We start from the raw sequence: 18,467 nt of genomic DNA on the forward strand, positions 1-18,467 counted from the left end.
CGTCATCCAGGTAGAGAAATACCTGACGAGTCAGTTACTGTTTTCTCAGTCGAATCGCTCGCATTCGGCGAGCGCCACACCCTTGCTGGGACATTCGATGAAACTCGTCTACGTCTTCGACGCCTACTGCGGCTGGTCGCACGGGTTCTCCGGAACCCTGCGCGAGACCGTCTCCAGTCATCCCGAGCTGCCGGTCGAGGTGGTCTCCGGCGGTCTGTGGCGACTGGCGGCCCTGACCACCGCCCGCACCCACTGAATTCCATCCCCACAGGAGCCCCCATGAGCGCCCTCTCCTTCAAGGTCCTCGACCTCGACTTCCCGGCCGGCAGCAAGAACAAGACCGCCACGCTCATCACCGGTGAGCAAGAGGCACTGCTGGTCGACGCCGCCTTCACCCGCGCCGACGGTCACCGCCTCGCCGCCGAGATCCTCGACTCCGGCAAGCAGCTGACCACCGTCTACGTCAGCCACGGCGACCCCGACTTCTACTTCGGCGCCGAAGTCCTCGCCGACGCCTTCCCCGACGCCACCTTCGTCGCCACCCCGATCGTCATCGAGCACATCCAGCACTCCTACGAGGGCAAGCTCAAGGCGTGGGCGGCCCTCGGCCCGAACCTGCCCACCCGCCTGGTGGACCTCACCCCGCTGACCGGCGACCTCACCCTCGAAGGCCACCGCTTCGAGCTCAAGGGCGGCCCGGCCGGCCTGCCCGACCGCCACTACCTGTGGCAGGCCGAGCACCGTGCCCTCCTCGGCGGCGTCCTGCTCTTCCAGCAGGAGCATGTCTGGGTCGCCGACACCCCCACCCCCGAGGACCGCTCCGTCTGGATCGAGCTTCTGGACGAGATGGCCTCGCTGCAGCCGGAGCTGGTCGTCCCCGGCCACCGCCTGCCCGGCACGGCGGCCGACGCCTCCGCCATCACCGCCACCCGCGACTACCTCGTCGCCTTCGAGGAGGAGTCCGGCAAGGCGGCCGACGGCGCCGCGCTGACCGAGGCACTCGTCAAGCGTTACCCCGGCAACGGCATGCTGATCGCCGCCCAGATCGGGGCGAAGGTCGCCAAGGGCGAGATGAAGTGGGGCTGAACGTCATGACGTACGAGCACACCGACTTCGCGACCTCCACGGCCCCGGCCGATGTGGTCCGCCGCCAGTACCTGGCCTCCGCGGCCGGCGACCTGGAGGCCCTGCGCGCCACCCTCGCGCCGGACGTGGAGTGGAAGGAGATGGCAGGCTTCCCTCTCGCCGGCACCTACCGCACCCCCGAGGGGGTCACCTCCCACGTCATGGAGCAGCTGGGCAAGGAGTGGGACGGCTGGACCGCGCACGACGACACCTATGTCGTCGAGGGAGAGAACGTCGTCGTCCTCGCCCGCTACAGCGCGACCAACAAGGCCACCGGCAAGCCGATCGACGTACGCGTCGCCCACCACTTCGTGGTCCGCGGCGGCCTGATCGTCCGCTTCGAGCAGTTCGTCGACACCGCCCTCGTACGCGACGCCATGCGCGGGTAGGTGTCGGTCCAGCCTTTCCTCGGGACGGGCCGCGACTTCATCTGCTGGACTTCCTGGCGGCGCTCTCGAGCCACCCCCCGACGGACCGGCGAAGCGGTCAGGCCGCCCAGTCGGTTTCGCAGGCGGTGAGCAGCGCGCGGACCGCTTCGATGGCGGCGCCGGTCACGGAGGGGTCGGCGCCGTGCCGGGGGCGCGCGCTGAGCCGGACCGGGGGAAGGGCGGGCAGGCTCTCGACCGGGGTCAGCCCCTCCGGGTGCTGGCCGCCGGGTACGGCGAGCAGCGCGGCGCCGAGCCCGGCGCGGGCGGCGTCCAGGACGCCCGCGAGGTATCCGGCTTCGGCGACCACGGTGGCCGGAGTGTGGTGGGCGGCCAACGCGGTGAGGGCGCGGCGGCGGATGACGCACGGTTCGTTGATGGCGACCAGCGGCAGCGGGGCGGGGGCGGCCGGCGGCTGCCAGCCGGGGGCGGCGTACCAGCGCAGGGGAAGTCCGCCCACGGGCGTGCCCGCCGTGGCCGTCGCCTCGGTGACGTAGACGGCGAGGTCGGCCTCGCCACGGTCGACCGCCTCCGTCAGCCGCACGGAGCGGTCGATCCGCACCCGCACTTCGGCACCGGGCCGCACCTCCCGTACGGCGTCGGTGAGCACCGGGAGGATCTGGTCGGCGCCGTGCTCGGTGGCGCCGATGACGATGGGGGCCGCCCGTTCGCCGTCCTCGCCCAGAAGCCTGCGTACCGCCGCGTCGTGCGCGCCGACGATCAGGCGGGCCTCTTCGAGCAGTTGGGTGCCGTGCGCGGTGAACCGGGTTCTGCGGCCGTCGCGTTCGACGACGGGGCGACCCAACGACTTCTCCAGCTTGCGCACATGCTGGCTGACCGCGGACTGGCTGAGCGCGAGGGCGCCGGCGGCCCGGTGGAAGCCGCCGTAGTCGGCGACGGCGATCAGGCTGCGCAACGCCACGATGTCCAGAACCGGTCGCATGGGCGCACGCTAGCACCCATTGATTACGGATCCTGATCGATTTTGATGGCGAATCGTCGTTGGACGTACGGCGCTTGGCTCCTGCATGCTGAGCACATGCTGCGTACAGCCAACGCGCCGGCCCACGGGTCGCGCCCCGAGAGCACCGGACCCCGGCCGTCGGCCGCAGGGTCGGCCGTGTGCTGCGGCGCGGGCATCTGGCTGACCCAGCGCCGCGTGGTCGACTTCGGCCGCGCCGTCACCATGCGCTGTCGCTGAATCCACGCACGCGCGCAACTCCCCACGCGCGTCTCTCCGTTGAGCCGAACCCGTCCTTGAGCTGATCCCGCACGCCTCCGGCGCCGCGCGGGCTTGCGCCGTGTGTGCTCTCCCACCGGATGGCCTCCGGGACACCCCCACCAAGGCTCCCCCGCCCGTCAGCCATTCCCCAGCCCACGACGAATCGAGTCAGTCACCATGAACTCCCCTCAGTCCGTCCACGCCTGGGACGAACCGCCAGGAATCGCCCCGCGCGGCACCCTCGTCCTGCTCCCCGGCCGCGGTGAACACGGCGGTGTGTACGAGCGGTTCGGCCGCCGTATCGCCGCCGACGGTTATCGCGTCCGGGCACTGGGCGACGCGGCCCTCGACCCGGACGCGGTCCTGGACGAGGCCGCCAAGCTGCTGCGCGACGAGACACTGCCGGGCCCGCGGGTGCTGGTCGGCGCCGACACCGGCGCGCTGTACGCCGCACAACTCGCCGCCCACGGCACCCCGGGCCTGGACGCCCTGATCCTTGCCGGACTGCCCGCAGCACCGCACGCCACCGCGACGGCGCGCGACTGGGAGGACGAACTGGACCAGCGCACCGCCTGCCCCACCCACCGCGGCAAGCTCTCCTCCGACGCCGCGCTCCGCCGCGGCGCCCTGGCGGACACGCCCCCGGCCGAACTGCCCGCGCTGGACGGCATCTTCCTCCCCGTACTCGCCCTGCACGGCGCCGACGACACGGTCAGCCCGCTCCCGGACGCCCGCCGCGCCTATGGGGCACTGCCCGGCGTGGAACTGGTCAGCCTGGCCGGGACCCGGCACGACGCCCTCAACGACCTCACCCACCGCACGGCCGCCGCGACCGTCGTGCTGTTCCTGGAGCGGCTGCGGCTCTCCCCGGACCGAGGGCGACACGCCCTCGCACCCATCGCCACTCGGGAGGACCTCGCATGACCGCCCCCGTCCTAACGAGCGTGGCGGAGCTGTACTCCCGGCTGCGCATCGGCGACGCCGCCGATCCGGCACCGCTCGTCCTCGACGTGCGGTGGCAGCTCGGCGACCCGCACGGCCGCGAGCACTACCTCAAGGAACACATCCCCGGCGCCGTATACGTGGACCTCGACACCGAACTCGCCGCGCCGCCCACCCCCGAAGACGGCCGCCACCCCCTTCCCGACCCGGCCGAACTCCAGGCAGCCGCACGTCGTTGGGGTGTCACCGCGCACCGCCCGGTGGTCGTGTACGACGACAACGGCAACACCGCCGCCGCCCGTGCCTGGTGGCTGCTGCGCTGGGCCGGAGTCGAGCGCGTGACCCTGCTCGACGGGGCGCTGGGCGCCTGGCGCGCGGCCCGGCTGCCGACGGAGACCGGAGAGCCCGACACACCCACGCCGGGCGACATCGTGCTCAGCCCGGGACGGCTGCCGGTACTGGACGCCGACACGGCGGCCGAAGTCGCCCGCGACGGCGTGCTGTTGGACGCCCGCGCTGCCGAGCGGTACCGCGGTGAGAGCGAGCCGGTCGATCCGCGTGCCGGGCACATCCCCGGCGCCCTGTCCGCCCCGACCGGCGACAACCTCAACCCCGACGGCACCTTCCGCGACGCGGAGGAGCTCGCCGTGCGGTTCACCGCACTGGGCGCCGACGACGCGATCGAGGTCGGGGTCTACTGCGGTTCCGGCGTGACGGCCGCCCACCAGATCGCGGCGCTCGCCCACGCCGGAATCCCCGCCGCGCTGTACCCCGGCTCATGGTCCGCCTGGTCCGCCGACTCGAACCGCCCTGCCGTACTGGGCGAACGACCGTACTGAACCGCCCTCCCTCCCCCGTCCCCACGAGAGGCCGAACATGCCTGCCCCGAACACCGCTGTATCCGGAACCTCCCCACCGACACACGCACCACCACCACCGCATACGGACCCACCGGCCCCGTCCCTCACGAAGGCCGACCGCCCCGCGACCCCGCGCAAGCCCCGCGCCCTTCGTGTCCCGCGTGGTGTGCGCCGGGCCGTCGGGCCCCTCGGGCTGCTGCTGGTCTGGTTCCTGGCGAGCACCACCGGAGTGCTGCCCGAGACCGTACTGGCCTCCCCCGTCGATGTCCTCCAGCGCGCCGTCGACCTCACCGACACCGGTGAACTGCCGCAGGCCATCGCCGCGTCCGGCCGCCGGGCGGCCATCGGGTTCCTCATCGGCGCGACGGTCGCGCTCGCGCTGTCGCTCACCGCCGGGCTGTTCCGGCTGGGCGAGGATGTGATCGACGCGTCGATGGGCATGTTCCGGGCCATCCCCTGGGTGGGGCTGATCCCGCTGTTCATCGTCTGGTTCGGCATCGACGAGACCCCGAAGATCGCGCTCGTCGCGCTCGGCGTCACGTACCCGCTGTACTTCAACATCTACGGCGGCATCCGCTCCGCCGACGCCCAACTCATCGAAGCCGGGCGGATGGTGGGGCTCGGCCGCCTCGGTCTGATCCGGTACGTGATCCTGCCGTCCGCGCTGCCCGGCGCGCTGGTGGGCCTGCGTTACGCGCTGTCCACCGCCTGGCTGGCCCTGGTCTTCGCCGAGCAGGTCAACGCCGACGCCGGCATCGGCTACCTGATGAGCAACGCCCAGCAGTACTTCCAGACCGACGTCATCGTCCTGTGCCTCGCCGTCTACGCGGTCCTGGGGCTGCTGTGCGACTTCGCCGTACGGCTGCTGTCGCGGCGGCTGCTGGCCTGGCGGGCCTCGTACGACGGAGAAGGAGCCTGACGAAGATGACCACGAACGTGGAAGTACGCGGGCTGACCCGGGCCTTCGACGACAAGACCGTCATCGACGGACTCGATCTCACCATCCGCCAGGGCGAGTTCGTCGCCCTGCTCGGCCACAGCGGCTGCGGCAAGTCGACCCTGCTGAAGATCCTCGCCGGTCTGGACAGCGAGACCGAAGGCGAGGTGACCGTACCCGAGCGCCGTTCCGTGGCCTTCCAGTCGCCGCGCCTCATGCCCTGGCTGCGGGTCTGGCGCAACGTCGTGCTCGGCCTGCCCGCCTCCTCCGACCGGGCGCTCGCCGAGCGCTATCTGGCCGAGGTCGGCATCGAGGAGTACGCGGGCACCTGGCCCAAGACCCTCTCCGGCGGCCAGGCCCAGCGCGTCTCGCTGGCCCGCGCACTGGTACGCGAGCCCGAACTGCTGCTGCTCGACGAGCCGTTCGGCGCACTCGACGCCCTCACCCGCGGCAAGGCACAGCGACTTGTCGCCGACCTCTGGCAACGCCACGGCTGCTCGGTGCTCCTGGTCACCCACGACGTGGAGGAGGCACTGCTGCTCGCCGACCGGGTCCTGGTGATGGACGGCGGGCGGATCGCGTACGAGGCCGAAGTCGGCCTGGAGCGCCCGCGCGACCTCGGCTCCCCCGACTTCGTACGGCTGCGCGGCGAGCTGCTGCACCGGCTCGGTGTTCACGACGCCTCGGCACAACTCGAAGAGCCCACGGCCGCAACGGCGGCCACGGCATGAACCACAGGAATCCCATGAACCGCATGACCACCCGCACGGTACGCACCCTCGGCGCCGCCCTCTCCCTCGCCGCCCTGCTCGCCACCACCGCCTGCGGCGGCAACAGCGAAGCCGCGTCCGACGGAAGCTCGTCGGACGTGACCCTCACCATCGGCGACCAGGCCAAGAACCTGCAGACCTTGTTGAACGCCTCCGGCGCGCTCGAGGGGACGTCGTACGACGTGAAGTGGGCCGAGTTCGAGGGCGCGGCGCCGCTCTTCCAGGCCGTGCAGGCGGGGGCTGCGGACACCTCGTACGCCGCTGATCTGCCCACGCTCCAGGCGCTGTCCGGCTCCGTGCCCGTCAAGGCGGTGGGCGCGCTGCGCAACGACGGTACGCACACCGGGATCGTGGTCCGCGAGGGCTCGTCGATTCGCAGCGTCAAGGATCTCAAGGGCAAGAAGGTCGTGGTCTCCTCGGCCAAGGGGTCCATCGCCGAGTATCTGCTCGCGCATGTGCTGGAGCAGGCGGGGCTGAGTTACTCCGACGTCAAGGTGCAGTACCTGCTGCCGACCGACGCCCAGGCCGCGTTCACCTCCGGGAAGATCGATGCCTGGGCCACGTTCGGGGTCTACAAGGCGGTTGCCGAGCAGCAGGGCGGCCGGCTCCTCGTCAACGGTGCCGACGGGCGCGTGAGCGGCTACGGGTTCATCGGCGCCTCCGAGAAGGCACTCGCCGACAAGGGCAAGAAGGCCGCCGTCGCGGACTACCTGCGCCGCCTGGACAAGGCACTGGCCTGGTCGCGGAAGCACCCGGACGACTACGCCAAGGCCATCCAGCAGAACAACGGTGCTTCTCCCGAGGTGGCCAAGACGCTGGTCAGCCAGGCCAACAGCGAGCTGCTGCCGGTGAGTTCGCAGGTCGTCGACGCCGTGCAGAAGGTCGGCGACACCATGCACGGCATCGGTGTGCTCACCCCGAACCCGACCGTCGCCGACCACGTCGACACCAGCCTCGTCAAGGAGTGACCCCGCCATGCCCGTCGAGTTCATCAGCGCCGTCCACCCCAACCCCGCCACCGAGGGCGACCCCACCGCGGGCTCCGGCATCGACGTCGACTACGCCCGCCGCTACGCCCGCGCCCTGGACGACGGCGGCTTCGACTACACCCTCGTCACCTACCACTCGGCCTCTCCCGACGCGCTGCAGCTGGCGCAGTTCGTCGCCAACCACACCGAACGCATCAAGCCGGTCCTGGCACACCGCCCAGGGGTGATCTTCCCGACCCACGCCGCCCGTGCCCTGGCCACCCTGGACAGGATCAGCGAGGGCCGGCTGGCGGTGCACATCATCTCCGGCGGCAGTGACGAGGAACAGCGCCGCGAGGGTGACTACCTGAGCAAGAGCGAGCGGTACGCGCGCTCGGACGAATACATCCGGATCCTGCGCAAGGTGTGGTCGGCCGACGGACCGGTCTCCCACGAGGGCCCGTACTACCGCTTCGAGGGCTTCCGCTCCGACGTCACCCCCTACCAGGACACCATCCCCATCTCCGTGGGCGGCTCCTCGGAGGACGCCTACCGGGTGGGCGGGCAACTGGGCGACATCTTCGGACTGTGGGGCGAACCTCTCAAGGAGACCGCCGAGCAGATCGCGGCCGTGAACGCGCACGCGGACGCCGCCGGGCGGCCCCACCCCCGTATCTGGGTGTCCTTCCGCCCGATCATCGCCCCCACCGACGAACTGGCCTGGGAGAAGGCACACCGCATCCTGGGCACGGTCAAGGCCAACCACGCCGAACGCGCCAAGCAGCGCCACTACCCGGCGCTCGGCCAGGGCGCCCCGGCCAACGTCGGCTCGCAGCGCCTGCTGGCCGTCGCCGAACGCGGCGAGGTGCACGACCGCTGCCTGTGGACCGCGCCGGCCACCGCCACCAACGCCGCCGGCGCCTCGACCGCACTGGTCGGCTCCCCGGAGACGGTCGCCAAGGCGCTCCTCGACTACGTCGACATCGGCTGCGAACTCCTCTCCATCCGCGGCTACGACCCGCTCAACGACGCGATCGACTACGGCCGTCACGTGCTGCCCCTGGTCCGCCAGGAGCTGGCCCACCGCGCCGCCTCGGGAGCGGCCGCGTGAGCCGGACGGGGCGCGCGCTCGTCGACGACGAGACCTGGAGGGCAGGCGTATGACCCTCCAACTCGGAACGGACGAAGCCCTGTTGACGGCACTGCGCCGCGAGCTGCCCGCCCCCGCGCTCAGCACCGGCGCCCGGGCTGTCCCGTACGCGACCGACCGCTCCGGCAGCCACCCGGACGGCGTGCCGCTCGCCGTCGTCCACGCGGCGAACGCCGACCACGTACAGACGACTCTGCGGCACGCGCATGCCCTGCGGGTGCCGGTGGTACCGCGCGGGGCCGGGACCGGACTGTCCGGCGGGGCGAACGCCGGAGCGGGCACCGTCGTGCTCGACCTGTCACAGATGAACCGCATCCTCGCCCTCGACCCGCACGACCAGATCGCCGTCGTCGAACCAGGCGTCATCACCGCCGAACTGGACCGCGCGGCGGGCGAGTTCGGACTGCGCTACGCGCCCGATCCGGCGAGCGCGGCGATCTCCACGGTGGGCGGGAACATCGCGACCAACGCGGGCGGGCTGCGCTGCGCCAAGTACGGGGTGACCCGGGACGCGGTGCTGGGTCTCGACGCGGTGCTCGCCGACGGGACGCCGATACGGACCGGCCGGCGCACCGTCAAAGGGGTCACCGGCTATGACCTGACGGCCCTGCTCACCGGCTCGGAGGGCACTCTGGGCGTGATCACCGCCGCGACGGTACGACTGCGCCCGGTCCCGGAGGCGACCGCCACCGTTGCCGCCTGCTTCGACACCTTCGCCGAGGGCGCCGAGGCGGTGTCGGCGCTCACCGCCGCCCGCCTTGAGCCTTCCATGGCCGAGCTGCTGGACGGCCCGGTGCTCGGAGCCGTGGATGAGGCGCAGGGCACGAACCTGCGGTCGCGCGGTGGTGCGTTGCTGCTTCTGCAGTGCGACGGGCGGTCCGCGGCGGCCAAGGCGGAGGCGGAGCTGGCGGTACGGCTGCTGCGGGACCGTGCGGCGTCGGTCGAGACGACCTCCGACCCGGTGGAGGCGGAACGACTGCTCGCAGCTCGCAGGCTCGCTCTGCCCTCCCTGGAGCGGTTGGGCCGTGTGCTGATCGAGGACATCGCCGTCCCCAGGTCCCAACTGACCGCCGCCGTACGGGAGATCACGGCCATCGCCGAACGCCACGACGTACGGATCTTCACCTTCGCCCACGCCGCCGACGGCAACCTCCACCCCATCCTCGTCCTCGACCCCGCCTCGCCGGACATCTCGAATGCGGCCTGGCAGGCGGCGGGCGACATCTTCACCGCCGCGCTGCGCCTGGGCGGCACCCTCACCGGCGAGCACGGCGTGGGAACGCTCAAACGGCGCTGGCTCGCCGACGAACTCGGCCCCGCCCAGCACGCGTTGCAGCAACGCATCAAGGCGGCCTTCGACCCGCACCACATCCTCAACCCGGGCAAGGCCCTGTAACCGCCCCCTCCTTCCATTGGAGCTCCGTCATGGCCACCGTCCTCTCCGTCTCCGGCAGCCCCTCCCCCACCTCCCGCACCGCCCGCCTCCTGCGCGACCTCGACGCCCGGCTGACGGCGCAGGGGCACGAGGTGGTCCCCCTGGACGTCCGCACCCTCCCGCCGGAGGCCCTGCTCCACGCCGACTTCGGCCATCCGGCGATCGTCGCGGCCACGGAGCTCTTCGACCGGGCCGACGGCATCGTCATCGGCACCCCGGTCTACAAGGCCGCGTACTCCGGACTGCTCAAGTCGCTGCTCGACCTGCTCCCCCAGTACGCCCTGACGGGCAAGACCGTGCTTCCCCTCGCCACCGGCGGCACCACCGCCCACGTCCTGGCCATCGACTACGCCCTGCGCCCGGTCCTCGCCTCCATGGGTCCCGCCCACATCACGCCGGGCTGGTTCGTGCTCGACCAGCACATCGAGGTGCGACGGGACGACAGCGGCATCGTCCTGGAGCCGGGGACGAGGGAGGCGCTTGAGCAGGTCGTCGACCAGTTCTCCGCCGCACTCGGCGACCGTGAGCCGCTGGGAGTGGTGGCGTGACCGCCCCGCGCCGGACTTGGAGCCACGCCGCACAGGATTGGCCCCAGGGAGTTCCCCGTCACTGACGGTTGGGAGCGAGCGCGGGTTCCGGCGGGGACGGGACAGGGGCGGCGACCTCCGTGCCGATGCGGGGCAGTCGGCGGTCGAGGGGACCGGGTAGCCACCAGGCGGCGCGGCCCAGCAACGCCATGGCTGCGGGTACGAGCACCATCCGGACGATCGTGGCGTCGAGCACGATGGCCGTCGCCAGCCCCAGGCCCATCATCTTGACGAGCGGTGAGGGGTTGACGACGAAGCTGAGGAAGACCACCGTCATGATCAACGCGGCGGAGGTGATGACGCGGCCCGTGACCGCCATGCCGCGGGCCACCGACTCCTTGGGGTCACCCGTGGCGTCGTACTCCTCTCGGACGCGCGAGAGCAGGAACACCTCGTAGTCCATGGACAGGCCGAAGAGAACGGCGAAGAAGATCGTCGGCATGGGTGAGGCGATCGGCAGGGTTTCCTCGAGGTTGAACAGCTCCCCCAGCCAGCCCCATTGGAAGACGGCCACGACGACGCCGTACGCGCCGCCGATGGACAGCAGGTTCATCACGGCGGCCTTCAGTGGTACCACGATGGAGCGGAACACCAGCACCAGCAGCAGGAACGACACCACGATGATCGCGGCGATGAACACCGGGAGTGTGTCGGCGAGTTGACGGGTGAGGTCGTCGGTCATGGCGGTCAGGCCCGACACGGCGACGTTGTCGGGGACGACGTCGCGGATGCGTTCGAGGGTGTCGGAGGTCGCGGCGTCCGCGGGGGCGGTGGTCGGGAGCGTGGGCAGGACGGCGGTGTCCTCCGCCGCGGAGATCTGGGGCTCGCCGACCGACGCGATGCCGGGGTCGTCGGCGAGGCGGCGGGACAGTTCGGGGATGCCCTCGGCGTCTACGCCGGGGCTGCGCAGGTCGGCGACGATCAGCAGCGGGGCGTTGAAGCCGGGGCCGAAGCCCTCCGCGAGTAGGTCGTAGGCGCGGCGGTGGGTGGTGCTGGTCGCGTCGTTGCCGGCGTCGGGGAAGCCCGTCTCCATGCGCAGTGCCGGGAGCGCCAGCGCCACCAGTGCCGCGGACGCGGCGAGCAGGTATGGCCACGGACGGCCGGAGACGCGGTGGGCGAATCGCCACCATGCCGTGTTCTCGGGGTTCTTGACGCTGTGGGGGTTCTCGGGGTTGTCGGGGTTCTTCGCCCGGCGCGTACGGAAGCTCCGGCGCCGCCCCTTGTGGACGCGATCCCCCAGCAGTGCCAGCAGTGCGGGCAGCAGCGTCAGGGCGGTCGCCACGGCGAACAGTACGACCAGCGACGTACTCAGACCGATCGAGGTCAGAAAGCCCAGGCCGGTCAGTGCGAGTGCGGTCATCGCCACGAGGACGGTGCCGCCGGCGAACAGGACGGCCGCGCCCGACGATGCCATGGCGTTCGACAGTGCGGTGGAGTTGTCCTGGCCGGCGACGCGGTTCTCGCGGTAGCGGGCCATGATGAACAGGGCGTAGTCGATGCCGACGCCCAGACCGATCATCGCGCCGATCGTGGGGGCGGCGGTGGAGACGTCCAGCGCATGGGCCAGCAGCGTGATGCCGCCCAGTCCGGCGGCGACGGCGACGAGGGCGAGCGCGATCGGGACCAGAGCGGACACGATCGTGCCGAACGCGACCACCAGGATGACCAGGGCGGCCAGCAGGCCCGCCGCCTCCGCGCCCGATGTCGGCGTCTCGGCGTTGATGAAGACGGTGTCGCCGCCGAGTTCGGCGACGACACCCTCGCCGCGTACGGGTTCGATCGCGCCGCTCAGGGCATCGATCTGCTCGGGGCTCACCTCCATCGTCGGTACGTGGAAGGTGACTTGGGCGTAGCCGATCCGTCCGTCGGGCGAGATCGTGCCGACGGTGAAGGGATCGGTGACCGCAGCGATGTGCTCGACCTCGGCGATCCGGGCGACCGCCGCCTCGATGGCGGGCCGGTGGCGGTCGATCCGCTCCCCTTCCGGCGCGGCGAACACCGCCATGGCGTTCCCGCCGGAGGCTTCGGGGAACCGCTCTTCGAGCAATTCCATCGCCTCCTCGCTCTGGCTCCCGGGAGCGACGAGGTCGTCGACGAACGAGCCACCGGCCAGGCCGGCCAGAGGCAGCACGAGGACCAGGGCGGCCAGCCAGGAGGCGATGGTCACCCATGGCCGGCGGGCGCTCGCGTCGCCGATGCGGCGCGTGATGTGGTTCATGGTGGTGGCTCCTGAGGGACGGGTGCCGGCTGACGGCACGTGTCGGCTGAGCTCGGGTGGTTGGGTGGCCGACCGGCGACAACTGCCGGGCGGGCTGCGGTGGTTGGGTGCAGACCGGCGAGAGCTGCCGGGCCGACTCCCGTGGTTGGGTGACCGACCGGCCTCAACTGCCGGGCGGGCTCCTGTGGTTGCGTTGGCCGGCTGGCGACAACTGCCAGCTGGCTCCCGTAGTTGGTTACCGACCGGCCACAACTGCCGGCTGGGCTCCCGTGGTCGGTTGCCGACCGGCCCTAACTGATCGGTGTGCGGCGGCAGCAGGAGTGAGCAGTCCCATCGTGGGAGACAGCGCCGGTGCCGTCTCCCGCCGCACGGCGGGTTCGGTCCTCCGGCGCGCGGCGGGGAGAACCGTGCGGCGCCTCCTGCCGGCGGCGGAGACCGTATCCGTCCCCAGGCGGGTGACGGTGCCTACGAGCCGGATTTACGATGACGTGCCCGGTGCGTCCCGATGACCTGCACCGTCCCACCAGGGCACCGGACGCCTCTTGTTGGAGCGACGATGAATCGCAGGGCGCCGCATGCCGAGACGCCGGGCCGCAGCGTGCCGCGCAGGTTCCGCGGCCCGTTCACGCGCTGGCCGCGGGCCGCGGACGCCGTCCTCGCGGCGGCGCTGTTCCTGTGGGTGGCGCTCCTCGAGGAGGCCGCGGGAGATTCGATGGCCGTCCGCCCGGCCACCGGCATCTTCCACCCCGCCCTGTTGCTCTCCATGGTGGCCGGTGCGGCGCTCTACGTCCGCCGTACGCGGCCGGTCGCGGTCGCGTACGTGGTGCTGGCCATGTGGGCGCCGACGCTGGGCAGCAGCTATTCCACGCTGGGCGTCCTGGTGATCGTCGCGCTGTACAGCGTTGGGCGGCACGCCGACGACCAGCGGTGGGGCCCGCTCGCCGTCGTCGCGGCCGTCGCCGGCCTCGTCATCGACGGCCTTCTCCTCAACTCTCCCTCGGGGGACCTCTTCGGCGCCCTCGTCATGTCCGGCGCGTGGTATCTCGGCCGGCGCCTGCGGATGCGTGCCTGGCGGGCCGCCCGGCTCGTCCAGGAGCGGGCCGCCGAGGCACGGCGGGTCGTGACCGAGGAGCGCACTCACATCGCCCGGGAACTGCACGATGTGGTCGCCCATCGGGTGAGCATGATGACGGTGCAGGCCGGCGCGGCCCGGATGGTGGCCGCCGAGGATCCGCAGGGCGCCCTGGAGGCGATGGCGGCGGTGGAGGAGGCGGGACGCCAGGCGCTGGACGAACTACGGCACCTGCTGGGAGTGTTGCGGCCGGACTCCGAACGCGACGGTCTGGGGCCCCAGCCGGGTCTGGCCGATCTGCCCCGGCTCGTGGCGGAGGTCCGCGAGGCGGGCCTCGACGTCTCGGTCACCAACGGCATCCGGGACCCTCTCCCGGCCCGCGTCGACCTCTCGGCGTACCGCATCGTCCAGGAGGCCCTGACCAACGTGCTCAAACACAGCGGACCGCGCACCCACACCCAAGTGCACCTGCGCGACGAAGGCGACGGCCTCACCATCGAGGTGCTCGACGACGGTCACGGCGCCGCCGTCCAGGCTGTACCGGCCGCGCACAAGGGCCCGCCCGGCCACGGCATCGTCGGCATGCGCGAACGAGCCCACCTGCTCGGCGGAAGCCTCGACGCCCAGCCGCGCCCCGGCGGCGGATTCCGCCTCACCGCCCGTCTGCCCGTCAAAGGGGAGCCCGCGTGAGCATCCGCGTCGTCGTGGCCGACGACCAGGCGCTGGTACGGCGCGGCTTCGCCATGATTCTCCGCGTCCACCACGACATCGAGGTCGTGGCCGAGGCGGGCACCGGCGTCGAGGCCGTCGAGGCGACACGCCGGCACCGACCGGACGTGATCCTCATGGACATCCGCATGCCCGAGATGGACGGCCTCGAGGCGACCTCCCGGATCCTTCAGGAGGCCGACTGGGGTCCCAAAGTGCTGATCCTGACCACGTTCGACCCGGACGAGTACGTCTACGAGGCGCTGCGCTCCGGCGCCAGTGCCTTCGTACTCAAGGACATTCCCCCCGAGCAACTGGCCACCGCCGTACGCACCGTGGCCGAAGGCGGAACGCTGCTGGCCCCCTCGATCACCCGGCGCTTCATCGACCGGTTCACACAGCGCCGTACGGTCAACACCGCCGTCGCCGCCCGCCTGGAACGCCTCACCGTCCGCGAACGCGAGATCATGACCGCCGTCGCCCGGGGCGCGAGCAACGCGGAAATCGCCGAACAGCTCGTCATCGGCCCCGCCACCGTCAAATCACATGTGTCGAGCATCCTCACCAAACTCGGCCTGCGCGACCGCATCCAGATAGTGATCTGCGCCTACGAAAGCGGCCTCATCGAAGCGGGCGACCACGAGGTCGGCCACTGAGCTGCGGACCTGCTCTGGTGGCTGTTCGTAAGCGCTCAACAGGCGCTCGAGGCACTGGTCCAGTGAGGGTTGTCCTTCGGGTCCGTGAGGGACGGGGTGGCCAGACCGATGTAGCGGGTCGCCTTCTCGCTCTCCATGGCCGCCACGATGTCTTTCGTGCCCTCGGTCACCGGCGTGCCGGTCGCGGAGCGTTCGAGGGTCGGTCCGAGCGCGCTGATGACCGCGTCGGCTCCCGCCACCGCAGTCCGGACGGCGGCCTGGTCGGACAACTGCCCGGTGATCAGGGCCAGTTGGGGGTGGGTCAGGCCGAGCTTGGCCGGGTTGCGGACCAGGGTGGTGACGGTGTGGCCGTCGTCCAGCAGTCGCTGGACGACGAGGCGGCCGATGCCACCGGTGGCGCCGAAGACGGTGACACGCATTGCGGGTTCCTTGCCGGGCCGGTGGAGTGGGTCAGAAGGAGTAGGGGCCGAAGCGGCCCCAAGCGACCACGGCGGCCAGGGCCAGCAGGACGGCGTTGAAGACGATCGCCGAGGGTTCCTTGCGACGGGCATGGGTGATCGCGGCAAGGATCATCGTGATGACCAGGCCGGTCGCGGCCAGCGGGGTGAGGACGGGCGCGATGTCGGTGGCCGGCGGCAGGATGAGCCCGAGGGCGGCGGCGAACTCGACGATGCCGATGAAGCGGACGGTGGCGGGCGAGAAGTCGGCGACCCAGGGCAGCTTCTCGACGAGCTTGTCCTTGGGCTGGGTGGACTTCATGACACCGGCCATGGCGAACATGGCGGCGAGGACGGCCTGGAGTATCCAGAGGAAGACGTTCATGGGGACGGAGATCCTTCGGGGAGGGCTGGGGAGGGGAGAAGGGGAAAAGAGGCGAGCGGGAGTGTTCGCCGCCCGTGGGCGGCGAACCGTGTTCCGGCGGACGTCAGCCGTTGAAGCGGATGTCAGGCGGTGAAGACGGCCTCGGGCCGGTCGCGGACCTCGTAGAGCTCCCAGTACAGGGGGGCGATCTGCTCGGGAGTGGCGGAGGGAATGCCCTCGGGGCCGCCGTCGCCGATCCAGACGCTGATCGCCACATGCGCGGCGTAGACACCGCTGTCCGCGAGTTCCTTGTACAGGTTGAGCACCCAGTTGCGCAGTGCCGCGGACGCGGCGTTGACGTTGCCGAACATCGGGTTGGGGTCGACGGAGCCTCCGCCGGTGGTGAACAGCAGGGTCCCGGCTCCGGCCTCCCGCATGGCGGGCAGCACGGCACCGGCGGCGGCGATCGCGCCGTAGAAGTTGTACTCGATCTGCGGCTGCAGGTTCTCCACCGTGGACTCGCTCGGGCTGGCCACAGTGAAACCGGGCACCGGCGAGTGCGGCGCCGGGGAGTACTCCAGCACGTCGATGCCGCCGAAGTGGGTCTTCACCGTGTCGAGGGCCTCCGTGAGGGAGGGCCGGTCCAGGACGTCGGCGGGGAACGCGGCGGCCGTGATTCCCTCCTGGCCGAGCTGGTCGACGAGGGCGTCCAGCTTCTCCTTGGTGCGGGCGATGAGGGCGACGTCGAAGCCGCGCTTGCCGAAGGTGCGGGCGATGGCCAGGCCCATGCCGGGGCCGGCTCCGATGATGGCGATCGTGGGCATGATCAGATCTCTCTTCGTGAAGGGGTGAGGGTGCTCAGGAGCAGGAGATGGCGATCTTGCCGAGGGCGCCGGAACCGAACGCGGCGAACGCCTCCGGAGCCTGCTCGAGCGGGTAGACGGCGGTAACCGGTACCCGCAGCGGGCCGGAGGCGACGCCTTCAGCCAGCGCGCTGAGGGTCTCGGCGTTCGGGTCTGCCATCAGGACGTGGACGGTGACGTCCTGGCCCTCGACGGCGGCGGGGTCGAAGCCGGCGGTGGAGACGAGCCTCCCGCCGGGCCGCAGCAGCCCCGCGAGCAGAACACCGTCGCCGGCCAGGTGCACCAACGCGTCCACCCCGCCGGGCGCGAGCGCGCGGACCTGGGCCTCCAGGTCGCCGGTGTAGTCGACCAGGTGCACCTCGGCGTCGGTCAGTCCGGCGACGAACTCCGCCGGCGCGCCGGGACGGGCGGTGGCGATCACCTTGGCACCACGGGCCACGGCGATCTGCACGGCCAGCGCACCGACGCCGCCGGTCGCTCCGGAGATGAGCACCGTCTCGCCCTTGTCCAGAGCCACGGCGTTCAGGCTGTCCAGCGCGGCGGTCCCGGCCAGGCCCAGTGCTCCGGCGTCCCGCACGCTCAGCCCCTCGGGGATGGGCACGACACCATGGGCGGCGGGGACGGTGACGTACTCCGCGAGCGAACCGGTGCCCAGGTACGGCTTCGCCACCACGCCGAAGACCGCGTCGCCCACCGCCAAGCCGTCCACGCCCTCACCGAGCGCCTCGACGGTCCCCGCGAAGTCCTTGCCCACCACCAAGGGGAAACGGTGCTCCATCATCCCCTGCAGGTAGCCGGCGGCGGTGGCGGCGTCGAAGCCGTTCAGGGAGGCGGCGGCCACCTTCACCAGCAGCTCACCGGCCGCCGGGCGCGGGGTTTCGAGTTCGGTCACCGCGGGGGCCCCGGGGACGGCCTCCAGTGTCACGGCACGCATAGCACTCACCCATCCAAAAAAGTGAAACGGCCTTCCCGCTTCTGTGGTGCCACCATAACCACAAGTGGGCCATGCGTTCCACTTCGGTAGAGTGGAGACATGAGTGCACCCGCCGAACCCCCGCGCCAGCAGCCCGAGCAGAGTCTGCGCGTCGATGCCGAACGCAACCGAGACCGCATCCTGGCCGCCGCCCGCCGCCTGTACGCCACCGAGGGCCTGGGCGTCTCCATGGCCTCCGTCGCCCGCGAGGCGGGCGTGGGCAAGGCGACCCTCTCCCGCCGCTTCGCCGACCGGGAGGAACTGATCACCGCGGTCTTCGCCGACCGCATGGACGCCTACGCCGAAGCCGTCACCGAAGCTCTCGCCGACCCCGATCCCTGGCACGGCTTCATCGGCTACATCGAAGCCGTCTGCGCCATGCAGGCCGCCGACCGCGGCTTCGCCGACGTCCTGACCATGACCTTCCCCGCCGCCAAGGTTCTGGAAGCACGACGCACCGAGGCGTACAACGGCTTTGCCGAACTCATCGGCCGCGCCCAGGCCACCGGATGCCTGCGCAACGACTTCACCTCTCAGGACCTGGTCGTCCTGCTGATGGCCAACGCCGGCGTCGTCGCCGCCACCGGCGACGCGGCTCCCGACGCCTGGCGCCGCCTGGTCGGCCAGATGCTCCGCGCCTACGCCACCCCGGGAACAGAACTCCCACCCTTGTCGCCGGCTCCCGCACCCCGCGCCCTCTACCGCGCCATGATCCGACTCAACCGCCCCACGTCCGGCGCCCCCTGAACCCCCGA

The 18,467-nt window shown here is 71.4% G+C and carries 20 protein-coding genes and 1 pseudogene; 15 read left to right on the forward strand and 6 right to left on the reverse strand.

The features are described 5' to 3' along the window. Positions 1-97: 97 nt before the first annotated feature. The 3 genes and pseudogenes from ACQEVY_RS04785 to ACQEVY_RS04795 form a co-directional block, all read left to right on the forward strand. A pseudogene (locus ACQEVY_RS04785) lies at positions 98-220 on the forward strand (DsbA family protein); the annotation flags it as partial. A 59-nt stretch (positions 221-279) separates the two neighbouring features. Beyond that, the gene (locus ACQEVY_RS04790; RefSeq protein WP_432945124.1) at positions 280-1,086 is read left to right on the forward strand and encodes an MBL fold metallo-hydrolase; all 807 of its coding nucleotides are present in this window, start codon (positions 280-282) and stop codon (positions 1,084-1,086) included. Positions 1,087-1,091: 5 nt separating this feature from the next. Beyond that, positions 1,092-1,514 carry a nuclear transport factor 2 family protein gene (locus tag ACQEVY_RS04795; protein WP_432955061.1) on the forward strand — a complete coding sequence of 141 codons (423 nt, stop codon included), beginning with the start codon at positions 1,092-1,094 and terminating at the stop codon, positions 1,512-1,514. 97 nt (positions 1,515-1,611) lie between these two features. Here the strand turns inward: ACQEVY_RS04795 and ACQEVY_RS04800 are convergent, their stop codons facing one another. Further along, complete coding sequence (locus ACQEVY_RS04800) at positions 1,612-2,493, reverse strand: LysR family transcriptional regulator (protein ID WP_432945126.1); 882 nt, start codon at positions 2,491-2,493, stop codon at positions 1,612-1,614. Positions 2,494-2,589: 96 nt separating this feature from the next. Between ACQEVY_RS04800 and ACQEVY_RS04805 the strand changes: the two genes are divergently transcribed. The 9 genes from ACQEVY_RS04805 to ssuE all read left to right on the forward strand — a co-directional run bounded on the left by ACQEVY_RS04805 (position 2,590) and on the right by ssuE (position 10,382). Next, complete coding sequence (locus tag ACQEVY_RS04805; protein WP_432945128.1) at positions 2,590-2,751, forward strand: hypothetical protein; 162 nt, start codon at positions 2,590-2,592, stop codon at positions 2,749-2,751. Between the two features lie 198 nt (positions 2,752-2,949). Further along, on the forward strand, positions 2,950-3,696 hold the full coding sequence (locus ACQEVY_RS04810) for an alpha/beta hydrolase (RefSeq protein WP_432945130.1): 747 nt from the start codon (positions 2,950-2,952) through the stop codon (positions 3,694-3,696). Then, positions 3,693-4,553, forward strand: a complete 861-nt coding sequence (locus ACQEVY_RS04815) for a sulfurtransferase (protein ID WP_432945132.1) — start codon at positions 3,693-3,695, stop codon at positions 4,551-4,553. The genes ACQEVY_RS04810 and ACQEVY_RS04815 overlap by 4 nt, the downstream gene beginning before the upstream one ends. Positions 4,554-4,590: 37 nt before the next feature. Further along, positions 4,591-5,493 carry an ABC transporter permease gene (locus tag ACQEVY_RS04820; RefSeq protein WP_432945134.1) on the forward strand — a complete coding sequence of 301 codons (903 nt, stop codon included), beginning with the start codon at positions 4,591-4,593 and terminating at the stop codon, positions 5,491-5,493. A gap of 5 nt (positions 5,494-5,498) precedes the next feature. Further along, positions 5,499-6,242 (forward strand): ABC transporter ATP-binding protein, encoded by a 744-nt coding sequence (locus ACQEVY_RS04825; protein ID WP_432945136.1) that lies wholly within the window; start codon positions 5,499-5,501, stop codon positions 6,240-6,242. A 23-nt stretch (positions 6,243-6,265) separates the two neighbouring features. Then, on the forward strand, positions 6,266-7,249 hold the full coding sequence (locus tag ACQEVY_RS04830) for an ABC transporter substrate-binding protein (RefSeq protein ID WP_432945138.1): 984 nt from the start codon (positions 6,266-6,268) through the stop codon (positions 7,247-7,249). A 7-nt stretch (positions 7,250-7,256) separates the two neighbouring features. After that, a complete protein-coding gene (locus ACQEVY_RS04835) occupies positions 7,257-8,360 on the forward strand; it encodes an LLM class flavin-dependent oxidoreductase (RefSeq protein ID WP_432945141.1) in 1,104 nt (367 codons plus the stop codon). A gap of 49 nt (positions 8,361-8,409) precedes the next feature. Beyond that, the gene (locus ACQEVY_RS04840) at positions 8,410-9,795 is read left to right on the forward strand and encodes an FAD-binding oxidoreductase (RefSeq protein ID WP_432945143.1); all 1,386 of its coding nucleotides are present in this window, start codon (positions 8,410-8,412) and stop codon (positions 9,793-9,795) included. Between the two features lie 29 nt (positions 9,796-9,824). Further along, a complete protein-coding gene (gene ssuE, locus ACQEVY_RS04845) occupies positions 9,825-10,382 on the forward strand; it encodes an NADPH-dependent FMN reductase (protein ID WP_432945145.1) in 558 nt (185 codons plus the stop codon). 58 nt (positions 10,383-10,440) lie between these two features. Here ssuE and ACQEVY_RS04850 read toward each other — a convergent pair whose 3' ends face one another. Continuing rightward, a complete protein-coding gene (locus ACQEVY_RS04850; protein WP_432945147.1) occupies positions 10,441-12,639 on the reverse strand; it encodes an MMPL family transporter in 2,199 nt (732 codons plus the stop codon). 556 nt (positions 12,640-13,195) lie between these two features. On the opposite strand from ACQEVY_RS04850, the gene ACQEVY_RS04855 reads away from it, so the two are divergent. Both ACQEVY_RS04855 and ACQEVY_RS04860 read left to right on the forward strand, forming a co-directional pair. Beyond that, on the forward strand, positions 13,196-14,401 hold the full coding sequence (locus ACQEVY_RS04855; protein ID WP_432945149.1) for a sensor histidine kinase: 1,206 nt from the start codon (positions 13,196-13,198) through the stop codon (positions 14,399-14,401). Further along, on the forward strand, positions 14,398-15,075 hold the full coding sequence (locus ACQEVY_RS04860) for a response regulator (protein WP_432945151.1): 678 nt from the start codon (positions 14,398-14,400) through the stop codon (positions 15,073-15,075). The genes ACQEVY_RS04855 and ACQEVY_RS04860 overlap by 4 nt, the downstream gene beginning before the upstream one ends. A gap of 35 nt (positions 15,076-15,110) precedes the next feature. Here the strand turns inward: ACQEVY_RS04860 and ACQEVY_RS04865 are convergent, their stop codons facing one another. The 4 genes from ACQEVY_RS04865 to ACQEVY_RS04880 form a co-directional block, all read right to left on the reverse strand. Continuing rightward, entirely contained in the window at positions 15,111-15,494 is a 384-nt protein-coding gene (locus ACQEVY_RS04865; protein WP_432945153.1) for an NAD(P)-dependent oxidoreductase, read from the reverse strand. 31 nt (positions 15,495-15,525) lie between these two features. Then, the gene (locus tag ACQEVY_RS04870; RefSeq protein ID WP_432945155.1) at positions 15,526-15,897 is read right to left on the reverse strand and encodes a DoxX family protein; all 372 of its coding nucleotides are present in this window, start codon (positions 15,895-15,897) and stop codon (positions 15,526-15,528) included. 122 nt (positions 15,898-16,019) lie between these two features. Then, entirely contained in the window at positions 16,020-16,700 is a 681-nt protein-coding gene (locus ACQEVY_RS04875; protein WP_432945158.1) for an SDR family NAD(P)-dependent oxidoreductase, read from the reverse strand. A 34-nt stretch (positions 16,701-16,734) separates the two neighbouring features. Beyond that, positions 16,735-17,673, reverse strand: a complete 939-nt coding sequence (locus tag ACQEVY_RS04880) for an NADP-dependent oxidoreductase (RefSeq protein ID WP_432945160.1) — start codon at positions 17,671-17,673, stop codon at positions 16,735-16,737. 99 nt (positions 17,674-17,772) lie between these two features. On the opposite strand from ACQEVY_RS04880, the gene ACQEVY_RS04885 reads away from it, so the two are divergent. Next, positions 17,773-18,459 (forward strand): TetR/AcrR family transcriptional regulator, encoded by a 687-nt coding sequence (locus ACQEVY_RS04885; RefSeq protein WP_432945162.1) that lies wholly within the window; start codon positions 17,773-17,775, stop codon positions 18,457-18,459. The last annotated feature ends 8 nt before the right edge of the window (positions 18,460-18,467 follow it).

This window comes from Streptomyces sp. CA-288835 (assembly GCF_050936385.1).
In the GTDB taxonomy this organism is placed as follows: domain Bacteria; phylum Actinomycetota; class Actinomycetes; order Streptomycetales; family Streptomycetaceae; genus Streptomyces.